The 22,803-nt window shown below is 65.1% G+C and carries 24 protein-coding genes; 13 read left to right on the top strand and 11 right to left on the bottom strand.

The annotated features are described in order from the left end of the window. Window positions 1–108: 108 nt before the first annotated feature. From secE to Ga0102493_RS13325, 3 genes are all read left to right on the top strand, one after another. Entirely contained in the window at window positions 109–330 is a 222-nt protein-coding gene (gene secE / locus Ga0102493_RS13335; protein ID WP_034906801.1) for a preprotein translocase subunit SecE, read from the top strand. Window positions 331–382: 52 nt separating this feature from the next. Next, on the top strand, window positions 383–919 hold the full coding sequence (nusG, locus tag Ga0102493_RS13330; RefSeq protein ID WP_034906804.1) for a transcription termination/antitermination protein NusG: 537 nt from the start codon (window positions 383–385) through the stop codon (window positions 917–919). A gap of 97 nt (window positions 920–1,016) precedes the next feature. Further along, complete coding sequence (locus tag Ga0102493_RS13325) at window positions 1,017–1,553, top strand: septal ring lytic transglycosylase RlpA family protein (protein ID WP_236922232.1); 537 nt, start codon at window positions 1,017–1,019, stop codon at window positions 1,551–1,553. A gap of 53 nt (window positions 1,554–1,606) precedes the next feature. Here the strand turns inward: Ga0102493_RS13325 and Ga0102493_RS15800 are convergent, their stop codons facing one another. Together Ga0102493_RS15800 and Ga0102493_RS16180 are read right to left on the bottom strand one after the other, a co-directional pair. Continuing rightward, complete coding sequence (locus tag Ga0102493_RS15800) at window positions 1,607–1,906, bottom strand: GNAT family N-acetyltransferase (protein WP_069297554.1); 300 nt, start codon at window positions 1,904–1,906, stop codon at window positions 1,607–1,609. Then, complete coding sequence (locus Ga0102493_RS16180; RefSeq protein ID WP_161490068.1) at window positions 1,903–2,109, bottom strand: hypothetical protein; 207 nt, start codon at window positions 2,107–2,109, stop codon at window positions 1,903–1,905. The genes Ga0102493_RS15800 and Ga0102493_RS16180 overlap by 4 nt, the downstream gene beginning before the upstream one ends. A 281-nt stretch (window positions 2,110–2,390) precedes the next feature. Here Ga0102493_RS16180 and rplK point away from each other — a divergent pair, with 281 nt between their 5' ends. The 4 genes from rplK to Ga0102493_RS13295 all read left to right on the top strand — a co-directional run bounded on the left by rplK (window position 2,391) and on the right by Ga0102493_RS13295 (window position 4,708). Continuing rightward, entirely contained in the window at window positions 2,391–2,822 is a 432-nt protein-coding gene (gene rplK / locus Ga0102493_RS13310; RefSeq protein WP_034906806.1) for a 50S ribosomal protein L11, read from the top strand. A gap of 4 nt (window positions 2,823–2,826) precedes the next feature. Next, complete coding sequence (gene rplA / locus Ga0102493_RS13305) at window positions 2,827–3,519, top strand: 50S ribosomal protein L1 (RefSeq protein WP_034906809.1); 693 nt, start codon at window positions 2,827–2,829, stop codon at window positions 3,517–3,519. A 339-nt stretch (window positions 3,520–3,858) separates the two neighbouring features. Then, window positions 3,859–4,122 (top strand): hypothetical protein, encoded by a 264-nt coding sequence (locus tag Ga0102493_RS13300; RefSeq protein WP_034906812.1) that lies wholly within the window; start codon window positions 3,859–3,861, stop codon window positions 4,120–4,122. A 232-nt stretch (window positions 4,123–4,354) separates the two neighbouring features. Continuing rightward, window positions 4,355–4,708: a hypothetical protein gene (locus Ga0102493_RS13295; protein WP_034906815.1), complete on the top strand. Its 354-nt coding sequence runs from the start codon at window positions 4,355–4,357 to the stop codon at window positions 4,706–4,708. Here Ga0102493_RS13295 and Ga0102493_RS13290 read toward each other — a convergent pair. The 5 genes from Ga0102493_RS13290 to Ga0102493_RS13270 all read right to left on the bottom strand — a co-directional run bounded on the left by Ga0102493_RS13290 (window position 4,667) and on the right by Ga0102493_RS13270 (window position 9,451). Continuing rightward, window positions 4,667–5,635: a GNAT family N-acetyltransferase gene (locus Ga0102493_RS13290; RefSeq protein WP_034906818.1), complete on the bottom strand. Its 969-nt coding sequence runs from the start codon at window positions 5,633–5,635 to the stop codon at window positions 4,667–4,669. The genes Ga0102493_RS13295 and Ga0102493_RS13290 overlap by 42 nt on opposite strands. A gap of 9 nt (window positions 5,636–5,644) precedes the next feature. Next, window positions 5,645–6,619, bottom strand: a complete 975-nt coding sequence (locus Ga0102493_RS13285; RefSeq protein WP_034906821.1) for a polysaccharide deacetylase family protein — start codon at window positions 6,617–6,619, stop codon at window positions 5,645–5,647. Window positions 6,620–6,688: 69 nt separating this feature from the next. Next, a complete protein-coding gene (locus Ga0102493_RS13280; protein WP_034906825.1) occupies window positions 6,689–7,450 on the bottom strand; it encodes a competence/damage-inducible protein A in 762 nt (253 codons plus the stop codon). Window positions 7,451–7,517: 67 nt separating this feature from the next. Next, window positions 7,518–7,868 (bottom strand): hypothetical protein, encoded by a 351-nt coding sequence (locus Ga0102493_RS13275; protein WP_150132483.1) that lies wholly within the window; start codon window positions 7,866–7,868, stop codon window positions 7,518–7,520. A 74-nt stretch (window positions 7,869–7,942) separates the two neighbouring features. After that, complete coding sequence (locus Ga0102493_RS13270) at window positions 7,943–9,451, bottom strand: flavin-containing monooxygenase (RefSeq protein ID WP_034906830.1); 1,509 nt, start codon at window positions 9,449–9,451, stop codon at window positions 7,943–7,945. 128 nt (window positions 9,452–9,579) lie between these two features. Between Ga0102493_RS13270 and Ga0102493_RS13265 the strand changes: the two genes are divergently transcribed. Next, entirely contained in the window at window positions 9,580–11,628 is a 2,049-nt protein-coding gene (locus tag Ga0102493_RS13265) for a TonB-dependent receptor (RefSeq protein ID WP_034906833.1), read from the top strand. 231 nt (window positions 11,629–11,859) lie between these two features. Continuing rightward, the gene (locus Ga0102493_RS13260) at window positions 11,860–14,538 is read left to right on the top strand and encodes a TonB-dependent receptor (protein ID WP_069297552.1); all 2,679 of its coding nucleotides are present in this window, start codon (window positions 11,860–11,862) and stop codon (window positions 14,536–14,538) included. Between the two features lie 257 nt (window positions 14,539–14,795). Here Ga0102493_RS13260 and Ga0102493_RS13255 read toward each other — a convergent pair whose 3' ends face one another. Together Ga0102493_RS13255 and Ga0102493_RS13250 are read right to left on the bottom strand one after the other, a co-directional pair. Then, a complete protein-coding gene (locus tag Ga0102493_RS13255; protein ID WP_034906840.1) occupies window positions 14,796–15,959 on the bottom strand; it encodes an acyl-CoA dehydrogenase family protein in 1,164 nt (387 codons plus the stop codon). A gap of 63 nt (window positions 15,960–16,022) precedes the next feature. After that, window positions 16,023–16,796, bottom strand: a complete 774-nt coding sequence (locus Ga0102493_RS13250; protein WP_034906842.1) for a crotonase/enoyl-CoA hydratase family protein — start codon at window positions 16,794–16,796, stop codon at window positions 16,023–16,025. A gap of 128 nt (window positions 16,797–16,924) precedes the next feature. Between Ga0102493_RS13250 and Ga0102493_RS13245 the strand changes: the two genes are divergently transcribed. Both Ga0102493_RS13245 and Ga0102493_RS13240 read left to right on the top strand, forming a co-directional pair. After that, window positions 16,925–18,193 carry an acetyl-CoA C-acetyltransferase gene (locus tag Ga0102493_RS13245; RefSeq protein ID WP_034906844.1) on the top strand — a complete coding sequence of 423 codons (1,269 nt, stop codon included), beginning with the start codon at window positions 16,925–16,927 and terminating at the stop codon, window positions 18,191–18,193. 10 nt (window positions 18,194–18,203) lie between these two features. Then, window positions 18,204–19,745, top strand: coding sequence for an acetyl-CoA acetyltransferase (locus tag Ga0102493_RS13240; protein WP_034906847.1), 1,542 nt, complete (start codon window positions 18,204–18,206; stop codon window positions 19,743–19,745). Here Ga0102493_RS13240 and Ga0102493_RS13235 read toward each other — a convergent pair. Continuing rightward, the gene (locus Ga0102493_RS13235; RefSeq protein ID WP_034906850.1) at window positions 19,742–20,386 is read right to left on the bottom strand and encodes a carboxymuconolactone decarboxylase family protein; all 645 of its coding nucleotides are present in this window, start codon (window positions 20,384–20,386) and stop codon (window positions 19,742–19,744) included. The genes Ga0102493_RS13240 and Ga0102493_RS13235 overlap by 4 nt on opposite strands. Further along, window positions 20,386–20,919: a VOC family protein gene (locus tag Ga0102493_RS13230; RefSeq protein ID WP_034906853.1), complete on the bottom strand. Its 534-nt coding sequence runs from the start codon at window positions 20,917–20,919 to the stop codon at window positions 20,386–20,388. The genes Ga0102493_RS13235 and Ga0102493_RS13230 overlap by 1 nt, the downstream gene beginning before the upstream one ends. 174 nt (window positions 20,920–21,093) lie before the next feature. Here Ga0102493_RS13230 and hppD point away from each other — a divergent pair, with 174 nt between their 5' ends. Further along, on the top strand, window positions 21,094–22,212 hold the full coding sequence (gene hppD / locus Ga0102493_RS13225; protein WP_034906855.1) for a 4-hydroxyphenylpyruvate dioxygenase: 1,119 nt from the start codon (window positions 21,094–21,096) through the stop codon (window positions 22,210–22,212). Continuing rightward, window positions 22,209–22,775, top strand: coding sequence for a VOC family protein (locus tag Ga0102493_RS13220; RefSeq protein WP_034906858.1), 567 nt, complete (start codon window positions 22,209–22,211; stop codon window positions 22,773–22,775). The genes hppD and Ga0102493_RS13220 overlap by 4 nt, the downstream gene beginning before the upstream one ends. The last annotated feature ends 28 nt before the right edge of the window (window positions 22,776–22,803 follow it).

Genomic DNA, 22,803 nt, shown 5'->3' with positions numbered 1-22,803 from the left:
GGCCCCTCCGGCGACCTTGTCCCGGGCGGCGCGGAGACCTACCTGAAAGACTTTGAGGATGCGGGCCTGTCCGCATCGCGGATATCCAAGGATCGAGGCGCCTTTTCCATGGCCGAACAGAAAACCGAACCGAAAAAGCGCAAGCCGAGCATCGCGGAATTCGTGAACCAGGTCCGCACGGAAACCTCCAAGGTGGTCTGGCCCACGCGCGAGGAGACGGTTCGCACCGCGATCTTCGTCTTCATCATGACGCTCATTCTCTCGCTTTTCTTTCTCGGCATCGACAGCGCTTTCAACGCTCTCGTCAATTTCCTCCTGACGCTCGCCTGATCGGCGCGCGGAACCGACAACACCTTTTCAAGACAGGGACACGAACCGACCCATGGCTCGCTGGTACATCATCCACGCTTATTCGGGCTTCGAGAACAAGGTGAAGGAGGCGATCCTCGCCGAGGCGGAACGGCTTGGCCTGTCCGAAGGCGTCGAGGAGATCGAGGTTCCGACCGAAACCGTGACCGAGGTCAAGCGCGGCAAGAAGGTCCAGGTCGAACGCAAGTTTATGCCCGGCTACGTGCTGGCCAAGCTCAGCATGACCGACGACATCTACCACCTCGTCAAGAACACGCCGAAGGTCACCGGCTTTCTCGGATCGGGCAACAAGCCGCAGCCGATCTCCGAAAAGGAGGCCGCGCGCTATTTCGGCGGGGTCGAGGAGGCCAAGGCCGCCCCCAAGAAGGACGTCAATGTCGAGTACGAGATCGGCGACCAGGTCAAGGTGCTCGACGGCCCGTTCGCGAGCTTCAACGGCGTGGTCGAGGAGCTCGATTTCGACAAGGCGAAGGTCAAGGTCTCGGTCTCGATCTTCGGCCGCGCGACCCCGGTCGAACTCGATTTCGAACAGGTCGAACTGGTCAAGTGAGAACCCTTGCGGGAGGACGCGCGCCGGAACTCCGGCGCGCCCGACCCATTGATTCGGTATGACCGTGCCGAATTCCGCCGCCTCTGCGGCTCACACCATGCCCACCCGCCGCGAGCGCCTTCGCGTCCTCATGCGCCTCAAATCGCAGCGCCAGCTGATGCTGATCGGCATCGTTGCGATGGGACTGCTGGCCTTCGGGCTAGCCAGCGCGCTGTGGTCGCGCGAGCCTGTGCCGGACATGGTCCGCCTGGGCAAGGGCGGGGTGAGCGTCGAGGCGACGGCGCCCGATGCCTTGTCCGGCCGGATGCCCGATCCGGGCGAAGCGGCCCGCCCGTCGAAGAATATCGGCAGCGGAGCTGCGAGCTATTACGGCAATGAACTCGCCGGCAACCCGACCGCGAGCGGCGAACGCTTCGATCCGAACAAGCTCACCGCCGCGCACCGCACCCTGCCGCTGGGCAGCCGGGTCCGGGTGACCAATCCCGCCAATGGCGAAAGCGTCGTCGTGCGAATCAACGACCGCGGGCCGTTCCATGGCAACCGCGTGATCGACCTTTCGCTTGCCGCCGCGCGCGAGATCGGCCTGCTGCGCTCGGGCGTGGCGCAGGTGCGCATGGCGCTGCTGCTCGACTGATCCTTTCCTATCGGGAAGGGCGCCGCCAGCCGGGGCAAGATGTTCGTGCGGCTCTAGGGCTTGGCAAGGTCCCGCCACAGCTTGGCCGCACCCATCGCCCCTCCCAGCACGCCGCGCCGCCCGGGTGAACCGATCGCAACCACGCAATCGAGCACCTTCCGCCGGTCGGGCCAGAACGGATCGGGCGCCGCGCCCTCTCCCGCGCAGGTATCGAAAGCCAGCGCGGGATCGCCGGCGAAGTCTTCCGCCACGGCGCGCATCAGCAGGCGCCCGGGCGCATGGCGGCGGGCCGTCTCGTCATGCGCCATCTTGAAGCCGAAAGCCCGGCCGGAGCATTCGAACCAGGTCGTCATCGCCAGCACCTGCCCGCCCGCCGCAAGGCTCGCCAGATGCGCCAGCCCGCCTTGCACACCGTTTTGCGGAACAGGTCCGCATTGCTGCGCTCGCAGGCGAGCGCGCTGCCGCCGCGGCCCTTCCAGCCCGCGCGTTCGAGATCGAGGAACTGTTCGATCCATGGGCCGGGATCGCTTTCGCGCGCATGCAGTTCGATCCGCACTTCGCCCAGCTCGCGCGCCAGACGCCGCTCAAGCGAGGCAAGCCGGTTGCGGGCCTTTCTGAGGGCGGCCTGGGCCAGACCCGGCTCGCCAGCGCCGTTGCTCGCACGGCCGGCCCGCTTGCAATCCGCTGTGAAGCCGCTATGTGCCGCGCTCCGCCTCGCAAGGGGCGGATCCGTGCGGGAGCCGCTTTGCACTTGGCGGCGTCGGACCGCTTAACATGAGAGCGCAACTTCGCGTCCTTCCCGGCGCTTGCGCTCGACAGTGCGAAAGGAGTGGCCTCATGGCCAAGAAGATCGAAGGCTATATCAAGCTTCAGGTGCCTGCGGGCACCGCCAATCCCTCGCCGCCCATCGGCCCGGCCCTGGGCCAGCGCGGCGTCAACATCATGGAATTCTGCAAGGCGTTCAACGCCGCCACGCAGGACCTTGAAAAGAACGCTCCGATCCCGACGATCATCACCGTCTACGCCGATCGCAGCTTCACCTTCGTTACCAAGACTCCGCCGGCGAGCTTCTATCTCAAGAAGGCCGCCAAGTTGAAGTCGGGTTCTAAGGAGCCGGGCAAGGTCAGCGCGGGGACGATCAAGGCGAGTCAGATCAAGGAAATCGCCGAGGCCAAGATGGCCGATCTCAATGCGAACGATATCGACCAGGCCATGAAGATCATCGAGGGCTCCGCGCGCTCGATGGGCCTCGAAGTGGTGGAGGGCTGATCCGATGGCGACGATGACGAAGAAGCAGAAGACGCTGGCCGAACTCGACCGCGAGAAGCTCTACACTTTCGAAGAGGCGATCGCCCTGCTGCGCGAGCACAAGGCGAAGTTCGACGAAACGGTCGAGGTCTCGATGAATCTCGGTGTCGACCCGCGCCATGCCGACCAGATGGTGCGCGGCATGGTCTCGCTCCCCTCGGGTACGGGCAAGACCGCCCGCGTCGCGGTTTTCGCGCGCGGCGACAATGCCGACAAGGCGCTTGCCGCCGGTGCCGACAAGGTGGGTGCGGAAGACCTCATGGAAGACATGCAGAACGGCAATGTCGATTATGACCGCGTCATTGCCACGCCGGACATGATGGGCGTGGTCGGTCGGCTCGGCAAGCTGCTCGGCCCCAAGGGGCTGATGCCGAACCCCAAGCTCGGCACGGTGACCCCGAACGTCGAACAGGCGGTCAAGGACGCCAAGGGCGGCCAGGTCGAATTCCGCGTCGAAAAGCAGGGCATCATCCATTCCGGGATCGGCAAGCTGTCCTTCGACGATTCCGACCTCAAGGCCAATTTCAAGGCGCTGACCGATGCCGTGGTCAAGGCCAAGCCGTCCGGCGCCAAGGGCAAGTATGTCCAGAAGGTCTCGGTCACCTCGACCATGGGCCCGGGCCTCAAGCTCGACCTCGGCGAGGTAGAAGGCGCGTAATCCGCACGGGGGGCGGGTGCGAACGCATCCGCCCCACCTTTGCTCATGCCACCCGAGGTCGCAGGCAAGCGGGCGCGCCCCAGGGCCACGGCCCCCGATATCCGGCACATGGTTGGACTTTTCAGCCGGCCCCGCATCGGGGTTTGGTTGATGAAAGTCATGCGTCCCGGCATTCCCCGAAAAGTCCTGTAGGATCCGCGGCAATTTCCCGCATGCGACGGAAAATGTCCCACAAGCCGCGCGCGGCTTGTCCAGCATGCGCACCGGCTTGCGGGGTCTGCATCCGCCATCTCGGAAAGAACGCCCGCGCAAAGCATTGATTCATCGAAGGAGTCATCGATGAAACACTTTGCATGGATTGTCACCGCGCTGACCGCGATCGGCTTTGCCCTCAGCTTCCTGCTCGACACGCGCCTCGCGCCGCTGATCGGTGCGGTGTGCCTGTTCGTTGCGATCGCGTGGGCGACCGTGCGGACCAAAACCGCGAGCCGCGCCAATTACGAACACGCCGAACGCGCCGCGCGCGAAAACAGGCTGGAACGCGAACGCGAGGCGAAGATCCACGCTTCGCAGGAAGAGCGCATGAAGCGCCGCGACATCTGATTCAGGCGGGGCCCCGCGCCCCGACCGGCGTTGCATCCGCTGCGCAGCAATCGGCTCGTGCCGCTTTGTGGATCTTGCGCGCGCGGGCACCAGACCTTCGAAATCGCCGCGCAAGGCGGCCTTTCATGTCTTGTATCCCGCCACACAAAGCCCAATTATATCAGAGGAGCGATGACACGCTGCAAAAGCGGTCTCGCATCCGTCTGTCCACCCTCTCCCAAGGACACCCAGCATGCCTCTCCCGTCTTCCACGTCGGACTGGCCGTTCGATCCCAAATGGCTCGTTATAGGCTTCGCGCTCGGCGCGCTGGTGATGGTTGCGGCCTTCGACCTCAGGATCGGTGCGGCGGTGGCGAGCGCCTTTGTCGTCATCCTCGTCTTTTATGTCTGGATCCGGCTGCGTTTCGCGCCGGAGCCGGGCGAGCCGGCTTCGGAACGCGACGCGATGATGGAGCGCTTTGCCCTGCTGCGCGACCAGCGCCGGCTCGCCGCCTCGCGCGAAAACGCGCCGGGGGGACGCTCGGACCGGGAAATTCCGGCGGGCTCAGCCCCGGATGAGCGAACGCGCCCCGGCGAGGACGCCTAATCGCGCCGCGAGCGCCTTGACCCCCGCCACCGCCCCATCGAATCCCGCCCGCGACGCGAGCAGCGCGCGATTGGCGGGCGTCGCCTTCAACAGGACGAAGCTAGCGCAGGGAACGCCGTTCGTTGCGAACATCGCCTTGTGCTTGCCGTCGCCTTCGGTGAAATCGAAATGGGTGAAACGCGCCTCGGCATAGAGCCGCTCGAGCGCTTCGAGCTGGAGCACGGTGCCGGGGGAAACGCGCGCCCAGTCGGGATCGTAGCCGAGATGGGCATAGACCAGCACGCGCCCTTCGACCGGGAGCACGAGATAGGCGATGGCGCGCCGCCCGCCCTGCGACCCGGCATGGAGGAGGAAGCAGTGCATGGCGCCCGCCTCGGCCGCCTCCAGCATGACGCGGCGCGCCCCCGGAGTGTCTGGCAGTCCCGCATCGAGCAGCCGCGCCTGATAGGTCCGCGCGGAGAGCGGCAGGGCCAGCTCGAGAAAACGCTCGATCTCGCGCGGCGTGCGATGCTCGCTGACATGAAAGCCGCCCGCCTCGCTTTCGAGCTTTCGTGCCTTGCGCCGCAGGGTCGAACGGGTCTTGCCTGAAAAGCGCGCCATGTAGGCCGCGAAATCGGGCGCGCCGCTCTTGCCCATATCGATGTAATGGCGCGGATAATCCTGGCGCGAGCCGATCAGGTGATCGGGGAGATGGGCGATGATCGCGGGCACCGCGTGCTGCGGCGCGGACAGTACGCGCAGGCCATCTGGTCCCGGATCGGGCGGGCACAGCCTCGCGCAAGCCTGCGACAGCACGTCGGCAAGTCCGAAGCGCCAGGTTGCAAGACTGCGCGTGACCGAAGCGAGGCGGCGCGCGCCCACTGTGAAATCGACCCCGACGGGCGCGATCTCGGATGCGGGACCGGGCGGCTTGACCGGAGCGTTCACCGACGCCTCCTAGAGCGCGCCGTACAGCGTATTGGAAACGATCTGCTCGGCGACGCGCAGCCCGGTGCGAACCGCGTGGGCGGGGAGCGGTTCGCTCGGGCGGGATGCGGGCGCGATCTCCGGCGGGTTCTCGGCATAGGTCGCGGTGGTCACCCCGCGCATCGCTCCCAGTTGGCGGCACAGCGCATTGAAGCGCCGACGCAGGATCCGGTTCACCGCGAGCCGGCGGCGATTGATGAGCTCGAAGGAATGGGTGACGAGCGTGAAAGAGCCTCGGTCCTCGTCGCGGGCATGGCGGATCGCGGCGGTCATCTCGCCCAGCGAAAGCGCTGTGATCTGGGCGTGGCGCTGGCCCCCGCCAAGGGCGGCGATGCTTCCGACGGGCACTTCGATCACGCCCTGATGGATGACGGGCTCGCGGTCCTCCGGGCCGAGCGAGATGCGGCTCGCCCCGGGCAGAGCGGGGCAATGGCTGGTGTCGTAGCCAAGGCCGATTTCGGCAAGCGCGCGCAAGGTGTCGTCATTCGCGCCGTAATTGCCCGCGCGGAAGGCGACCGGCGGCGCGGCGCCCGCGGCGACAAGGGTGTCGCGAGCATAGGAGAGGATCGCGCATTGCTCCTCGAAGCGGAAATCGCCGATGTTGCGCCCCGTCCCGACCGCGTGGAGCGGGCTGCCCGCGCCCGCAATGGCAAGCCATTCGGTGTGGCAATGGAGTTGCACGTCCTGCCCTGCCTCGAGGATCGGGGCGACCACGTCCTCTATGGCGGCGACGCCCCATTGCAGCGCGGGCATGGGATCGACGAAGAACACAGCGCGCTGGCCATGCTCTGCGAACAGCCTGAGCTTGTGGGTGATGCCCGCCGGGCCTTCGGGCGTGAGGCAGGCGATCGAGCGCGCATAGTTTTCCGCCCGGTCGGCCGGACCCGACCCGGTCGCGAGGCCCGAGGAATATTCGGTGTCGATAGTGATGTAGACGCGCGTCATCAAGGGTACGGATAACACGCGAAGGTTAAGGCGGCGTTCGGCCTGTTTCGGCCCCGGGGCGGGCGGCGGTCAGATCCCGCCGGGGGTGAAATCGTAGCCGCTGGTGGCAAGCCCGTCGCACAGGGTGTGGACACAGGAGGCGAGGTCTTCCGTATCGGTCGAGCGGATCACGAAATTCGCGCCGACGCGGCCTTCGCGGAAAAACGGGTAGGAACCGATCTGGCAATTCTCGTGCGCTGCCTCGACCTCGCGCAGGAGGTGCGCGATCTCGCTTTCGGCGACCCAGCAGCCGATCGTCTCGGAAAGCAGCGGCGCACCCCCTTCGAGTTCGCCCGTGAGCGCATCGAGCATGCCCGCCGTGATATGCGGCACGCCCGCCATCAGGATGACATTGCCGCGCCTTATGCCGGGCGCACCCGACATGCGGTTGGGGATGAGGTCGGAGCCTTCGGGCACGCGCGCCATGCGCAGGCGCCCTTCGTTGAGCCCGCCCTTGTCGGCGTAATAGCGTTCGAGCAGGGCGCGTGCATCGGGGTGGATGATGACGGGAACGCCCAGCGCCTCGGCGACGGCATCAACCGTGATGTCATCATGGGTCGGCCCGATCCCGCCGGTGGTGAAGAGATAGTCATTGGCCTCGCGCAGGGCATTCACCGCCTCGACGATGCGTTCGGCCACGTCGGGCACGACCCGGACCTCGGCAAGGCGGATGCCCTGGACCTGCAGCCAGGTCGCGACCTGCGCGATGTTCTTGTCATGGGTACGGCCCGACAGGATCTCGTCACCGATGATGACGAGCCCTGCGGTCCAGATCTTTGCGCCGGAGTTCATGGGGGCTGGTTAGGCGAGTTTCGGGCAGAGCAAAAGGGCCTGATTGGCCCCGAACAGACCCACCTCGTCAACGCGACTCGATAAACCAGCGGTCCTCGGCAAAGTCGCTCGACCGGATGCGGACCGCCGGAGCGCCGTCGATCCGGCTCACGGTGTTGAACCAGCCGCCCGACACGCGCTCCAACGCGCAGCCCGAGGGCGTTTCCCGAAAACGCAGCGCGCCCTCGGTGACGAGCAGGTTCTCGCCCTTCACATAGTCCAGTTCGCCACGCACGGCGAAACCGCCCCCGCGCATGAGGCCGTTCGTGATCGTGATGGAGGGGCAGTCGCCGGAGACATAGGTACCATCGAGGTCCGCGAGCGCAAGGCGCGGCGATGGGTAGCGATCGAGCGGCTCAGCCAGGATGATGCCCGTCACGATACCCCCGGTGAACAACAACAGGAACAAGCCGAGCGCCGCCCGCGGCCATAGCGACGGCCTGTATCCCGAGCTCATTCCGCCGCTTCGAGCTGCTCCTCGGAGGTCCGCGCGTTCGATCCGGCGCGTTTGAAGGTGAGCAGGCCATCCTCGACCGGGCTTTCCTTCAGTTCCTTGCGGTCGGAAAGGTAGTCCTGGTTGAGCCGCCACGGATAACGCACCGCGTTGCGCGGCATGATGTGCTTGGAGCGCTGGATATATCCGCTCGAGAAATCGAACACGTCGTCCTCCTCGATCTGGGCCTCTGCTTCGGGCGTGAGGACGGGGGTGACGATCTGTGCACCCTTTTCGCGCTGACGGTTGAGCACGCGGCAGATGTAATCGGAATTGATATCGGCGCGCAGGGTCCAGCTTGCATTGAGATATCCGAACACCACCGCGAGATTGGGCAGGTTCGAGAACATGCAGCCCTTGTAGTAGAACCTTTCGTTGAACTGGACCGGCTCGCCATTGACGCTGACCGCGATCTTGCCCGCGACGGCGAGTTTCAGGCCAGTGGCGGTGATGATGATGTCGGCCTCGATCAGCGTGCCGTCGGTGAGCCGCGCGCCGTTTGCCTCGAACTTCTCGATATGGCCGGTGACGATCTGGGCCTTGCCCGCTTTCATCGCCTTGAACAGATCGTCATCGGGCACGAGGCAGACGCGCTGTTCCCACGGATTGTAGGGCGGGGTGAAATCCTCGGGATTGTAATCGGGTCCGAGCGCCTTCTCGATCCGCTTGTGCAGGTTTTCGCTCACCTTTTCCGGCTTGTCGCGCGCGGTCTTGAAGCTGAGGTCCTGCATGTGGATGTTCTTGAACCGGGTGATCTTGTAGGCGATTTCTTCCGGCAGGACCTTGCGCAGCAGGTTCGCGATCCGGTCCTTGGCGGGGCGGGCGAACATCCAGGTCGGCGTGCGCTGGAGCATCGTCACGCTCGCCGCCTTGTCCGCCATCGAGGGCACGATCGTCACCGCGGTCGCGCCCGATCCGACCACCAGCACCTTCTTGCCCGCATACTCGAGGTTCTCGGGCCAGAATTGGGGGTGGATCACCTGTCCCTCATATTCCGAGAAATCGAAGCCCGCATCATAGGGATCGTCGTAATCGTAATAGCCCGCTCCGAGATAGAGCCAATTCGCGGTCATGTGGGTGCGGCTGCCGTCGTCCGCTTCCATCTCGACATGCCAGCGCGTCTCGTCCTCGCGGAAATCGGCCGAGATCACCTTGAGCCCGAAGCGGATGTGCTCGCGGATGCCGCGTTCGTCGACGATCTTGTGGAGATAGTCGAGGATGGCGGGCGCATCGGCGATCGACTTTTCATGCTTCCACGGTTCGAAATCGAAGCCGAGCGTGTGCATGTCGCTGTCGGAACGGATGCCGGGATAGCGGAACAGGTCCCATGTCCCGCCCAGGTTCTCGCGTCGCTCGACGATGGCATAGGAATGGTGCGGCGCCTTCATGCCCATATGGGCGGCCATGCCGATGCCGGAAATGCCGGCGCCGACGATCAGCACATCTACATCGGGGGGCGTGGCTAGCATGGGGTGATCCTCTCTTTTCTCTCTTCATCCGATAAAACCACAGGCGCGTCGCAAATGCGAGTCCTTGATTGCAAATCGAAACTGATTGGCGGGTGACGCGGCGCGCACGAGCGGCTAGGCGGCGCGCCATGAAAACAGCTTCTGCGCTTGCCCCTCTGCTTGCCCTCTCCGTCTCTCTCTTTGCCCTCGGCGTCGCCGCTCCTGTTTCGGCGCAGGAAGAGGATGATGCCTCCCAGCGCCCGACTGCCGAACGCATCATCGTCACCGGTGAGGGGCTGGAGGAAGCCCCCTCCGAAGGCGCCTATGCGGTGACGGAAATCGACCGCGAGCGGATCGTCTCGACCGCCTCGGGCCGGATCGAGGACGTGCTGCGCGATGTCGCGGGCTTCCAGCAATTCCGCCGCTCGGACAGCCGCTCTGCCAATCCGACCGCACAGGGGGCGACGCTGCGCGCGCTGGGCGGCAATGCGACGAGCCGCGCGCTTGTCCTGCTCGACGGCGTGCCGATCGCCGACCCGTTCTTCGGCTACGTCCCGTTCAACGCGATCCAGCCCGAAACCCTTTCGCGGATCCGCGTCACCCGTGGCGGCGGGGCGGGGCCGTTCGGGGCAGGCGCGCTGGCCGGCACGATCGAACTCGAAAGCGCCGGCCCCGCGGCGCTCGACCCGCTGCTCGCGAGCCTCGTCGTCAACGACCGCGAGGAAACCGAGGCGAGCGCGGTGCTGACGCAGGAACTGGGGGCGGGCTTTGCCGTGGCGAGCGGGCGCTGGGACCGGGGGCAGGGCTTTTTCACGGCGCCCGCAGGCGAGCGCATCCCCGCGAGCGCGCGCGCGGGCTTCGACAATTGGCAGGTGGGCCTGCGCGGTGTGGCCCCGATCGGGCGCGATGTCGAAGTGCAGGCGCGGGTCAGCCTGTTCGAGGACAACCGCACGCTTCGTTTCGAGGGCGCGGATTCCTCGAACGAAGGGCAGGATGCGAGCCTGCGCGTGGTCGGGCGGGGCGAGTGGGCCTTCGATGCGCTCGCCTATGTCCAGGCGCGCAATTTTTCGAATGTCATCATTTCCTCGACCCAGTTCAGCCGTGTGCTCGACCAGAGGAACACGCCTTCGACCGGATTGGGCGGCAAGTTCGAGCTGCGCCCGCCCGTGGGCGAGGCCCACACGCTGCGGCTCGGCGTGGATTATCGCCGCGCGGACGGGGAATTGCAGGAGGACAATTACAGCGCCTTCACCGGCGCGCTGCGCGAAAGGCGGCGGGCTGGCGGCGTCAATTCCAATCTGGGGTTCTTCATAGAGGATGACTGGCGGATCGGGCGCCTGCTGCTGACGGGCGGGCTGCGCGCGGACCGGACGGTGATCGAGGACGGCTTCTTCCGCGCGGTCGATGCTTCGGGCGCGCTGGTCGAGGAGACCTTGGCTCAAGATCGTTCCGACTGGACGCTGAGCTGGCGCGCGGGAGCGGCCTTCGAGGCGAGCGACGCGCTGCGGCTGCGCGCGGCGGCCTATACCGGGCTGCGCCTTCCGACTCTCAATGAGCTGTATCGGCCCTTCGTCGTGTTCCCGGTGGTGACGCAGGCCAATGCCGCGCTCGAGAACGAGCGGCTGGAGGGTTTCGAGATAGGGGTCGACTGGCAGGCGTCGGACGCGCTCGCGCTTTCGCTGACCGCATTCGACAACCGGGTGGAGAACGCCATTGCCAATGTCACGCTGGCGCCCAATCTGCGCCAGCGCCGCAACCTGCCCGCGATCGATGCGCAGGGGATCGAGGGCAATGTGCGCCTCGGGCTCGGGCGGGTGAGCCTCGATGCCAGTCTCGCCTATACCGATGCGGCGGTGGACGGGGAGGGGCCCTCGCTCCCGCTCGATGGAAACCGCCCGCCGCAGACGCCCGATTTCGCGGCCTCGGCAACGCTCGCATGGGAGCCGTCGGCGGGCTGGCGGCTCGCCGCGACGCTGCGCCATACGGCGAAGCAATTCGAGGACGATCAGGAAAATGACGTGCTTCCGGCGGCGACGACTCTCGATGCTTTCGCCGAAATTCCGGTCGGCGCAGATTTTTCCTTAATGCTGCGCGGCGAGAACCTGACCGGCGAGGAAATCGTCACCCGCAACGCGGGAGGCGCGATCGATCTCGGCGTGCCGCGGACCGTCTGGGCGGGTTTACGCTACGGCTTCTAGGGCTTTCGGGCGTGCCCGAAAGGCAACACGTGCGAGCCCTGCAACTTTCCAAGCCTTTAGCGGGCCTTGCTGAACTTATGCTGCGCTGCGGCATGATTTGTTGCATTTTTGCATCTGTCCCCAAAAAGCGGCGCAGCGACTCTTGGCAGGCGCAAACGCGCTGATAGTCTCCACTTCCGCGTAAGCCGCCCGAGGTCAAAAGGCCCGGTGGGATTGTGGAGAGGAAAACCTATGACACGTAAGCTTGCAGCCTATGCTGCCGGCCTTTTGGCCTGCAGTTCGTTCACCGTACCCGCCTTTGCGCAGGACACGGAAATGCCCGAGATGCCCGAGGCACCCGAGGCGGATGACAGCGTAATCATCGTGACCGCCACCCGCCGTGCGCAGGACGTGCAGGACATTCCCCTCGCCGTGACCGCGGTCTCGCCGCAGCAGCTCGACAACCAGGGCGTCGACAGCATCCAGGAGGTCGTTTCGGTCGCCACCAGCTTCACGGCCTCCAATGCGCAGGTCGCATCGGGCTCGGTCGTGCTGCGTATCCGCGGCATCGGCACGACCTCGAACAATATCGGCTTCGAAAGCGCGGTCGGCATCTTCATCGACGGCACCTATCAGTCGCGTCCCGGCGTTGCCCTGACTGAACTGGTTGACGTCGAGCGGGTCGAGGTGCTGCGCGGGCCGCAGGGCACGACCTTCGGCCGCAACACGTCGGCCGGTGCGCTCAACATCACCAACAAGCGTCCCGATCTCAACGAGGTCGGCGGCTTCGTGAATGCCGGCTACGGCAATTTCGACGAGATCAGTCTTCAGGGCGCCGTCAACGTGCCGATCGTGGAGGACGCGCTCGCGCTGCGCGTGACCGGTGCCTATCGCGAACGCGACGGGTTCATCACGCTGGTCGATGAGACCGGCACGCCGTTCGACGATTCCAACGACACCGATCAGTGGCTGGTCCGCGCGCAATTGGGCTTCGAGACCGAAGGCGGCGTGCGTGGCCGGATCATCGGCGACTATTCCAAGAGCAATTCGAGCTGCTGCAGCCCGATCGAACTCTACCAGTCGCCGCTGGTGACGGGCGGCGCCTATGCCGCGGTCGGTCTCGGCGCGAATGGCGGCAACGGCCAGCCAACGGTCGCGACCACGCCGTTCGACAATGCGACCTTCCGCGAGGCTCTCAACGACCGCGTCGCATCGGCCAATTTCGCCCCCATCGTCGACATCGACAACTGGGGCATCACCGGCGAAGTCGAATTCCCGGTGGGCGATGATGCGGACCTCATCTTCATCGGCGGCTATCGCAAGTTCGCCTCTAACGAGACCTACGATTCCGATTTCACCGCGCTCGACATCTTCAATGTCGACCTGCTCGACCTCGAACTCGAGACGATCACGGCGGAATTGCGGCTGCAGGGCGAAGCCTTCGAGGGCAAGCTCAACTACATCATCGGCGGTTTCTATTCGGACGAACAGATCGACCAGTCGGTGAGCTTCTCGCTCGGCTCGGATTACGACGCGAATGTCGGGGCGCTGCTGTTCGTCCCCACCGGCGGCGCGCTCGGCGCGGCACCGCTCCAGACGTTGAGCGGCGGGGTCAACCCGGCCGGCACGACGAACACCAACCGCTTCCAGCAGAGCGCGCAGAGCTATTCGATCTTCACTCACAACACCTTCGAGGTGTTCGACGGGTTCGAACTCACGCTCGGCGCGCGCTATTCGTGGGAGGAAAAGGAAGGCGGATTCACCCAGACGACGGTCAACAACCAGATCTGCCCGGCGATCCTCGGCGCGTTCGGCGCGGGCTTCATCCCCGCCGGGCTCGAAGGGCCAGCCGTCCAGCTCGGCTGCTTCGGCTTCACCGCGCCGGCCGACCTTCCGCAGGCGACCCAGCCGGGACTTCCCGCAGCCTTCCTGCCGCGCACCTTCCAGGCCGATTTCAGCGACGAGGAGCTGATCTACACGATCCGCGCCGCCTATGAAATCAGTCCCGAGGTGAACGCCTATGGCAGTTTCACCCACGGCTACAAGGCGGGCGGGATCAACCTCGATACCACCGCCGCCGTGGCCGGAGCGGACCCGACCTTCCTCTCGGAAGAGGTCGATGCCTTCGAAATCGGTCTCAAGACCCGGTTTCTCGACAATGCGGTGACGTTCAACCTCGCCGCGTTCTACTCGGAAGAGGTCGATGCCTTCGAAATCGGTCTCAAGACCCGGTTTCTCGACAATGCGGTGACGTTCAACCTCGCCGCGTTCTACGAAGAGTTCCAGAACTTCCAGGTTCTCGAATTCACCGGGACCGCGTTCCAGACCTTCAACGTGCCGCTGGCCGAGACGAAGGGCCTGGAGATCGAGAGCGTTATCCGGCCGAGCCGCGAACTGACGCTCAACGCCGCCGCGACCATCCTCGAGGCGAGCTATCCGGAAGATTGCGCGGGCGATCAGACGGCTCCGCAGGTGGTGTCGCTGTGCGGCTACGACCTCACCAACGCGCCGCAGGTGATCGCCCTGTTCGGTGCGCTGTGGGAAAAGCCGATCAGCGACAGCGCGGAGTTCTTCCTGTCAGGGCAGGTCCGGATCGAAAGCGACCAGCGCACCTCGACCCAGGCGATCGTGCCGCCGAGCTTCCCGCCCGGCTCCAACCCGACGCAGGCCCAGGTCCAGGCCGCAGCCGCTGCGCAGCCGCTCATCATCGCCGACGTGCAGGACGGCAATGAGTTCATCAACCTGCGCGCGGGGCTCCGCTTCAATGACGGGGCCTATTCGATCGAGGGTTTCGTCAACAACCTGACCGACAACGTGGCTCGCGGGGTGACCTTCAACACCACGCTGCGCGGTTCGGGCGCGGCGAACTCGCGCTCGGCCTTCCCGCTGCAGCCGCGGACCTACGGCGTGGTGCTTCGCGCCAAGTTCTGACGCGCGGCGACAGCCAAACGAAAAACGCCCCGGGAAACCGGGGCGTTTTTTATTTGCGCGCCTGCATCCTCGGGTGCCTCTTCGGGGCTGTTCCCTCCGCTTCGCTACAGGGCCCCTGCGGGCGCGCAGTCGCGCTTGCGACGCCTTGGGGGCCTCGTTAAGGCGCGACCCGCCTTCGTGAGAGCACGCAAACGACGGCGCGGGCGCAGCTATGCTGCGCCTCTGGCGAGGAAGCAGCCCCGGATGGGGCTGCGCAATCACATACTCCGCGCGATCAGCATCTTCATGATCTCGTTCGAACCGCCATAGATCCGCGCGATGCGGGTGTCGCGGTACATCCGGGCGATGGCGTAATCGTTGATGTAGCCCGCGCCGCCGTGGAACTGCAGGCACTTGTCGACCACTTCGGATTGCAGCTCGGTCACCCAGTATTTCGCCATGCTCGCGGTCGCCACGTCGAGTTCGCCTTTCAGAAGCTTGGCGATGCAATCGTTGACGAACACCCGTGCCGCCGTACCGCGCGCCTTGAGATCGGCGAGAGTGAACTGGGTGTTCTGGAAATCCCAGATCGTCTTGCCGAAGGCCTTGCGGTTCTTGACGTATTCGACGGTCACTTCGAGCGCCTTCTCGATTCCCGTCATCGCGCCCATCGCGATCACGAGCCGTTCCTGCGGCAGCTCGCCCATGAGCTGATAGAAGCCCTTGCCCTCGACCCCGCCGAGGATGTTGTCCGAGGGCACGAACACGTCGTCGAAGAACAGTTCCGATGTGTCCTGCGCATCGAGCCCGATCTTGTCGAGTTTCTTGCCGCGCTGGAACCCCTCTGCCCCCTCGGTTTCGAGCAGCATCAGCGAAATGCCCTTGTGGCCCTCGCTGGGATCGGTCTTGGCGACAACGATGATGAAGTCCGCCGTCTGACCGTTCGAGATCCAGGTCTTCGACCCGTTGAGGCGATAGCCGTTGCCGTCCTTCAGCGCGGTGGTCTTGATCGCCTGCAGGTCGGACCCGGCATCGGGTTCCGACATCGCGATCGCGCTGACGAGGTCGCCGGTGACCAGCTTGGGCAGGTATTTCTGCTTCTGCTCCTCGGTCCCGTGGCGCACGAGATAGGGCAGGATGATCGTGTTGTGCAGGCTTGCGGCGAAACCTTCGACGCCGTGCTTGGCCTGCTGGTCGATCACCACCATGTCATGGCGGAAATCGCCGCCATGGCCGCCATATTCTTCCGGAACGGAAACGCCGAGCAGGCCGGCCGCACCCGCCTCGCGCCAGAATTCGCGTTCGACCTGGCCGTCCTCGCGCCATTTGTGGACGCGCTTTTCGGGCGCGTGCTGCTGATAGAACTTGCCCACGGCGTCGGCGAAGATCGAGATTTCCTCGTCTTCCATGAATTCGGGCTGCGGTACGTCGATGACGGGCATTTCTCTCTCCTCTTGATCCCACGTGTTGACGGGCAGACCTGCAACAGGCCCGCCCGCCTCAACTCATTTACCCTTCCAATTGGGCTTGCGCTTCTCGGCGAAGGCAGCTGCACCTTCGCGGGCGTCTTCGGAAACGAAGACGGGGCCGATCAGTTCGCCCTGCTTCTTGTAGCGTTCGTCCATCGCCCAGCCGCGCGACTGCTTCATGATCTGCTTCGAAACCTTGACCGCGAGCGGACCGTTGGCGGCGATACGGGCGGCTAGCGCTTTAGCAGCGTCGAGCGCGCTGCCTTCGGTCACTTCATTGATGAGGCCGAGTTCATAGGCGCGCTTGGCATCGATGAAGTCGCCCGTCAGCGCGAGTTCCATCGCGATGCGTTCGGGAATCTGGTCGGGCAGCATCATCACGCCGCCCGCCGCCGCGACGAGGCCGCGCTTGACCTCGGGAATGCCGAATTTCGCGCCCGCATTGGCGACGACGAGGTCGCAGGCGATCATCAGTTCTAGCCCGCCCGCGAGCGCATAGCCTTCGACCGCGGCGATCAGCGGCTTGGCCGGTGGCGCCTGAACGACGCCGCCGAAACCGCGACCCTCGACCGTCGGGCTTTCGCCGCGCAAGAAGCCTTTGAGGTCCATCCCCGAACAGAACGTCCCACCCGCGCCGGTGAGGATGCCGACCCGCAGGTCGTCCTCGTTATCGAGCCGGTCCATCGCCGCCGCTATGCCTTCCGCGGCGGCCTTCGACATGGCGTTCTTCGCTTCAGGGCGATTGATCGTGACGATCAGGACGCCGTCGTCGACTTCGGTCAGAACTTCGGGGGTTTCGGTATCGCTCAATTTGCTCTCCTATCAAATTTCGGCGTTTCGAATTGCAACTGAATTCTTGTGCGAGTGGTGCAGTGGGCTTACGGAAACGTCAACCGCGATTTCAATAATCCGTGACAGCCAAAGAGGATACCAGAACCATGGGCGAAGCCTACATCATCGACGCAGTGCGCACCCCGCGCGGGATCGGCAAGCAGGGCAAGGGTGCACTGGCCGAACAGCACCCGCAGCATCTCGCCGCGACCGTGCTGAGAGCCATTGCCGAGCGCAACAAGCTCGACACCTCGACCGTCGATGACGTGATCTGGTCGGTGTCCACGCAGGACGGGATGCAAGCGGGCGACCTCGGGCGGATGGCCGCGCTCGATGCGGGCTATGACATCACTTCGTCGGGCACGACGCTCGACCGGTTCTGCGGCGGCGGGATCACCAGCGTGAACCTCGCCGCGGCACAAGTGATGAGCGGGATGGAGGACTGCATCGTCGCCGGCGGGACGGAGATGATGAGCCTGACCGCTGCCATGTCGAAGGAAAAGATGCAGGCCGGGCTCAAGCCGCCGATGATGGGCAGCTACAACGAACGGCTCCAGCGCGTGCACCCGCAGTCGCACCAGGGCATTTGCGGCGATGCGATCGCCAGCATGGAAGGCTTCACCCGCGAGGAACTGGACGAGGTCGGCTACCGTTCGCAGCAGCGCGCGGCCGAGGCGATTTCCGAAGGGCGGTTCGACAAGTCGGTGGTCCCGGTGGTCGACGATGAGGGCAACGTGGTTCTCGACCGTGAGGAATATCCGCGCCCGCAGACCACCAAGGAAGATCTCGCCAAGCTCGAGCCCGCCTTCACCAAGATAGCCGACGTGCCGCTCGACAAGAACGGGACCACGTTCCGCAGCCTCATCAACCAGAAATACCCGGACCTCACGATCGAGCATTTCCACCATGCCGGCAATTCCTCCGGCGTGGTCGACGGGGCGGCCGCGGTGCTGGTGTGCAGCAAGGAATACGCCCAGAAGCACGGGCTGAAGCCGCGCGCGCGGATCGTCGCGACCGCCAACATGGGCGATGACCCGACATTGATGCTGAACGCGCCCGTCCCGGCGGCAAAGAAGGTGCTGGCGAAGGCGGGCATGACCCTCGAGGACATTGACCTGTTCGAGATCAACGAGGCCTTCGCGGTCGTCGCCGCCAAGTTCGTGCGCGACCTCGGGCTCAGTTGGGACAAGGTCAACGTCAACGGCGGCTCGATAGCGCTGGGCCACCCCATCGGCGCGACCGGCTCGATCCTGATCGGCACTATCATTGACGAGCTCGAACGCCGCGATCTCAAGACCGGCCTCGTCACGATGTGCGCGGCGGGCGGCATGGCGCCTGCCATCATCGTCGAGCGCGTCGACGACTTCGTGAACTGAGGACAGTCGCATGATCGCCGACAGCACGCCCGTCATCATCGGGGTCGGGCAGTATTCCGAGCGCGTGCGTGAGCCCGGCTATGAAGGTCTCAATTACATGGACCTTGCCGGGCGGGCGCTGTCGGCGTCGATTGCGGACAGTTCGGCTACGGGCAAGGTCGCGGACAGCATCGACACGCTGGCCGCGATCCGCGCCTTCGAAATGTCGCGTCCTGGCAAGGAGCCGCCCTTCGGCGCGCCCGACAACATCCCCGGCGCGATAGCGAAGCGCGTCGGCGCCGACCCTTCGCGCAAGATCCTGACCACGACGGGCGGGCAGACCAACCAGCAGCTCGTCGGCGAATTCGCGAGCGCCATCGCGGCGGGCGAAAGCCGATGCGCGGTGGTGGTCGGTTCGGAAGCGATCTCGACCGTGCTCGCTCTCGCGGCGAAAGGCGAGAAGCCCGACTGGTCGGAGGACATCGGCGGCGATTACGAAGACCAGGGCTTCGGCATCGACGAACTCATGGAGCCCGCTCTGTTCGCGCACGGCGCGTCCGGGGCGATCCCGCTCTATGCGCTCGCCGAGAATGCCCGGCGCGCAAAGCTCGGCAAGAGCCTCGAGGAATACAGGCTCGATATCGGCCGCCTGTTCGAACCCTTCACCCGCATCGCCGCCGCCAATCCCCATGCCGCCGCGCCCGCGATGCGCAGCGCCGAGGAACTCGCGACCGTGACGGAGCGCAACCGCATCGTCGCAGAGCCCTATCCGCGCATGACGGTGGCGCGCGACCAGGTGAACCAGGCGGCCGCGATCATTCTCGCGAGTGCGGGCCTGGCGCGCGAACTCGGCGTGCCGGAGGACAAATGGGTCCACATCCACGCCGTTACCGCATCGACCGAGCTCAAGCTTTCGCAGCGCCCCGACCTTTCCGCCGCGCCCGCTTCCATCGCCAGCGTCGAGGCGGCGCTCGCGCGGGCGGGCCGGGGAATCGAGGACATCGGCTACATCGATTTCTATTCCTGCTTCGCCATTCCCGTCTTCAACCAGATCGACCATTTCGGGCTCGGCATCGACGATCCGCGCGGCCTAACCCTGACGGGTGGCCTGCCGTTCTTCGGCGGGGCGGGGAACAATTATTCCGCCCACGCCATCGCCGAAGCGGTGGAGCGCGCGCGGCGCGACCGGGGCGCTTTCGCGCTGGTCGGCGCGAATGGCGGCTGGATGAGCAAATACGCGACCGGGATTTATTCCACCGAGCCTGCCGACTGGTCCGCGAATGACCGCTTCGAGAAGCTGCCCCTGGCGCAGGATGCGGTCCCGCTGGCGAAGGAAACGGCGGCGCGCGCCACGGTCGAGACCTATACGATCAACCACGGCAAATCGGGCAGCGATGCCATCTTCATCGGCCGCAACGACAGGGGCGAGCGCGTCATCGGCAATGCCGACCTCTCGGACGAGGCGACCCGCGAACTGTTCGAAAGCGGGGAGCCTTTCGGCGACACGCTCGCGCTCGAACAGGACGAGCGCGGGCGCACGATCGGCCGTCTTGCGCCGATGCCCGGCCTTTAGCGCCCGCGCCGCTCCCCGCCGAGAAAGTCCATCGCGTCGAAGCCTTCGGGCGCGGGGACTTCGGTGATCGGATCGTCGCGGTCGTCGAATTCGGTCCGCAGCGCCCGGCTCATCACCGCGTGCATCTGGTAGAGGCAGGTGATGTAGGTGAGTTCAAGGATTTCCTCGTCGCTGAATTCCGCCTTCACCTGCGCGAACAATGCATCGGGCACGCGGCCCGCATGGGTGACGAGCCGATCCGAATAGGCAAGGACGAGGCGTTCCCTTGCGGAAAACGCGTCCGATGTCTGCCATGTCGGTATCGACTCGATCTTCTCCTCGGGCACGGCGAGCCCGCGCAGGCTCTTGCAATGCTGCGAGAAAACGAACTGGCTGCCGGTCGCCCAGCCCGCCCAGGTCTGTCCCAGCTCGCGCAGCACGGGGTCGAGCTTGCGCTCGGGAGAGCGGTAATAGGCAAAGCCCTGGGCTGCGTGTTTCAGCGTCGCGGGCGAATTGGCGAAGACCGTCCACCAGTCGCCCGGCGTGCCCGTCGCGGTGCCGGGCTCGGCGACGGGATCGCGGTCACCGAACAGCATGGCGTAAAGCGCAAGGACGGTCTTTTCCTCCGCCTCGGCCCTCGGAACCTCCCTCAGCCGGGGCATCAGGCGTCCTCCCGCGTTTCCGCCGTCGCCGGTTCGTGGGCCACGTCCTCGGGACCGAACTTCTTCGTCGTTGCCGCGAATTCGAGCAGGATGCCGTCGGGGTCGGAGAAATAGACCGAGCGCACGAAGACGCCCTCGTGCATCTCCTTTGCATAGCCCGAGGGACTGTCATCGTGGTTGAAGACCATGTGGGTGTGTTCGACCCCCGCTTCCTCGAGCCGTTCGAGCGCGGCCTCCAGTTCATCCTCTTCCATGTGGAAGGCGAGGTGGTTCATCGATCCGTGCGCGGTCTTGGCATCGAAAGGGAATTTCCTCACCGATGCGATGCCGGGCGCGGCGGGCGGCGCGTCCTTCCACCAGAAGAAGGCTACCGAATTGCCGCCGCCGCAGTCGAAGAAGAAATGCTGTCCGCCATCGGGCAGTTGCACCGTCTTGAAGAGCGGCATCTTCAGCACTTCGGTGTAGAACTGGACCGTCTCCTTCATGTCGCGGCAGACGAGGGCGACATGGTTGATGCCCTTGGTCTTGATCATTGGTTTCTCCCTTCGCGCGGCAGACTGCACCGCCCGCGCGGCACATGCAATCGGGCGGGCCAGGGCAAACCGCCATCCGCCTTTGACAAGCACGGGCGATTCGCATAGATAGTTACAGTTGTAACGATCTCGAAATATCGCGCTCACCGCGTCAACCGATTGAAAGAGGCCCCCATGACCCAGCACCCCGGAGACCTGTTCGAAAACCCTGCCGGCCTCGACGGCTTCGAATTCGTCGAGTTCTGCGCCCCTGAAAAGGGCGTGCTCGAACCCGTCTTCGAGGCAATGGGCTTCACGCTGGTCGCCAAACACCGGTCCAAGGACGTGCATCTCTGGCGCCAGGGGGGGATCAATCTCATCGCCAATTATGAACCGCGCAGCGCGGCCTGGTATTTCGCCCGCGAACACGGGCCGAGCGCGTGCGGCATGGCGTTCCGCGTGCGCGATGCTGCGGCGGCCTATGATCACCTGATCGAGAAGGGGGCCGAACCGGTCCATGTCGAAACCGGCGTGATGGAACTGCGCATCCCGGCGATCCGCGGGATCGGCGGCGCGATCCTCTATCTCGTCGATCGCTATGCCGGGGCCGAGGGCAAGAGCCTGACGATCTACGACATCGATTTCGATTACCTGCCCGGCGTCGATCCCTATCCCGAAGGCGCCGGCTTCCACACGATCGATCACCTCACCCACAACGTCTACACCGGGCGCATGAAGTACTGGGCCGATTATTACGAGACCCTGTTCAACTTCCGCGAGATCCGCTTCTTCGACATCAAGGGCGAATATACCGGCCTCACCTCGCAGGCGCTGACCGCGCCCGACGGCAAGATCCGCATCCCGCTCAATGAAGAAGGCGAGGGCGGCAAGGGCCAGATCGAGGAGTTCCTCAAGCAGTTCAACGGCGAGGGCATCCAGCACATCGCGCTGATCTGCGACGATCTGATCAAGTGCTACGACCGGCTCAAGGAATACGGCGTGCCGTTCATGACCGCGCCGCCCGCGACCTATTACGAAATGCTCGACGAACGCCTTCCCGGCCACGGCCAGGATGCCGAGGCATTGCAGGCCCGCGGCATCCTGCTCGACGGGACGACCGAAGGGGGCAAGCCCCGTCTCCTCCTGCAGATCTTCGCCGAGGCGCAGGTCGGCCCGGTGTTCTTCGAATTCATCCAGAGGAAGGGCGATGAGGGCTTCGGTGAGGGCAATTTCAAGGCCCTGTTCGAAAGCCTCGAACGCGACCAGATCCGCCGCGGCGCGCTCGAGGTGGACGAAAAGGAACCGGCCGAATGAGCGAACATCCGGTCAAACTGGGCGGCATCCACCACGCCGCATATCGCTGCAAGGACGCGAAGGAGACGGTGGAGTGGTACGGCCGCGTGCTCGGCATGGGCTACACCACTGCCTTTGCCGAGGATCACGTGCCCTCGACCGGGGAATACGATCCTTACATGCACGTCTTCCTCGATGCCGGGAACGGCAACGTGCTCGCCTTCTTCGAATTGCCGAACCAGAAGGACATGGGCCGCGACGAGAACACGCCCGCCTGGGTGCAGCACCTCGCCTTCAAGGTACCTGACGAGGAGGCGCTGCTCGCCGCCAAGGCGCATGTCGAGAGCGAGGGCATCGAGGTGCTCGGCCCCACGCATCACGGCATCTTCAAGTCGATCTACTTCTTCGATCCAAACGGCCACCGGGTCGAGCTCGCCGCCGATATCGGGACGGACGAACAATATGCCGAACTCGCCCGCGTGGCGCCGCTGATGCTGGAAGAATGGAGCCAGACCAAGAAGGCCCCGCGCCACGCGGACTGGCTGCATGAAATCGCGCGCGAGGAACACGCGGCGAAGGGGTGATCCGGCCCTTTTAGGCCTTACGCCCCTT

Source organism: Erythrobacter litoralis (assembly GCF_001719165.1).
Taxonomy (GTDB): Bacteria; Pseudomonadota; Alphaproteobacteria; order Sphingomonadales; family Sphingomonadaceae; genus Erythrobacter; species Erythrobacter litoralis.
The sequence above is the reverse complement of the archived record's forward strand: the minus strand, read 5'-3'. Positions and strand labels throughout refer to the sequence as shown.

Coding starts and splice junctions, on each gene's coding strand:
- secE (WP_034906801.1), top strand. CDS start 109: ATGGCCGAACAGAAAACCGAACCGAAAAAGCGCAAGCCGAGCATCGCG.
- nusG (WP_034906804.1), top strand. CDS start 383: ATGGCTCGCTGGTACATCATCCACGCTTATTCGGGCTTCGAGAACAAG.
- Ga0102493_RS13325 (WP_236922232.1), top strand. CDS start 1,017: ATGCCCACCCGCCGCGAGCGCCTTCGCGTCCTCATGCGCCTCAAATCG.
- Ga0102493_RS15800 (WP_069297554.1), bottom strand. CDS start 1,906: ATGACGACCTGGTTCGAATGCTCCGGCCGGGCTTTCGGCTTCAAGATG.
- rplK (WP_034906806.1), top strand. CDS start 2,391: ATGGCCAAGAAGATCGAAGGCTATATCAAGCTTCAGGTGCCTGCGGGC.
- rplA (WP_034906809.1), top strand. CDS start 2,827: ATGGCGACGATGACGAAGAAGCAGAAGACGCTGGCCGAACTCGACCGC.
- Ga0102493_RS13300 (WP_034906812.1), top strand. CDS start 3,859: ATGAAACACTTTGCATGGATTGTCACCGCGCTGACCGCGATCGGCTTT.
- Ga0102493_RS13295 (WP_034906815.1), top strand. CDS start 4,355: ATGCCTCTCCCGTCTTCCACGTCGGACTGGCCGTTCGATCCCAAATGG.
- Ga0102493_RS13285 (WP_034906821.1), bottom strand. CDS start 6,619: ATGACGCGCGTCTACATCACTATCGACACCGAATATTCCTCGGGCCTC.
- Ga0102493_RS13280 (WP_034906825.1), bottom strand. CDS start 7,450: ATGAACTCCGGCGCAAAGATCTGGACCGCAGGGCTCGTCATCATCGGT.
- Ga0102493_RS13270 (WP_034906830.1), bottom strand. CDS start 9,451: ATGCTAGCCACGCCCCCCGATGTAGATGTGCTGATCGTCGGCGCCGGC.
- Ga0102493_RS13265 (WP_034906833.1), top strand. CDS start 9,580: ATGAAAACAGCTTCTGCGCTTGCCCCTCTGCTTGCCCTCTCCGTCTCT.
- Ga0102493_RS13260 (WP_069297552.1), top strand. CDS start 11,860: ATGACACGTAAGCTTGCAGCCTATGCTGCCGGCCTTTTGGCCTGCAGT.
- Ga0102493_RS13255 (WP_034906840.1), bottom strand. CDS start 15,959: ATGCCCGTCATCGACGTACCGCAGCCCGAATTCATGGAAGACGAGGAA.
- Ga0102493_RS13245 (WP_034906844.1), top strand. CDS start 16,925: ATGGGCGAAGCCTACATCATCGACGCAGTGCGCACCCCGCGCGGGATC.
- Ga0102493_RS13240 (WP_034906847.1), top strand. CDS start 18,204: ATGATCGCCGACAGCACGCCCGTCATCATCGGGGTCGGGCAGTATTCC.
- Ga0102493_RS13235 (WP_034906850.1), bottom strand. CDS start 20,386: ATGCCCCGGCTGAGGGAGGTTCCGAGGGCCGAGGCGGAGGAAAAGACC.
- Ga0102493_RS13230 (WP_034906853.1), bottom strand. CDS start 20,919: ATGATCAAGACCAAGGGCATCAACCATGTCGCCCTCGTCTGCCGCGAC.
- hppD (WP_034906855.1), top strand. CDS start 21,094: ATGACCCAGCACCCCGGAGACCTGTTCGAAAACCCTGCCGGCCTCGAC.
- Ga0102493_RS13220 (WP_034906858.1), top strand. CDS start 22,209: ATGAGCGAACATCCGGTCAAACTGGGCGGCATCCACCACGCCGCATAT.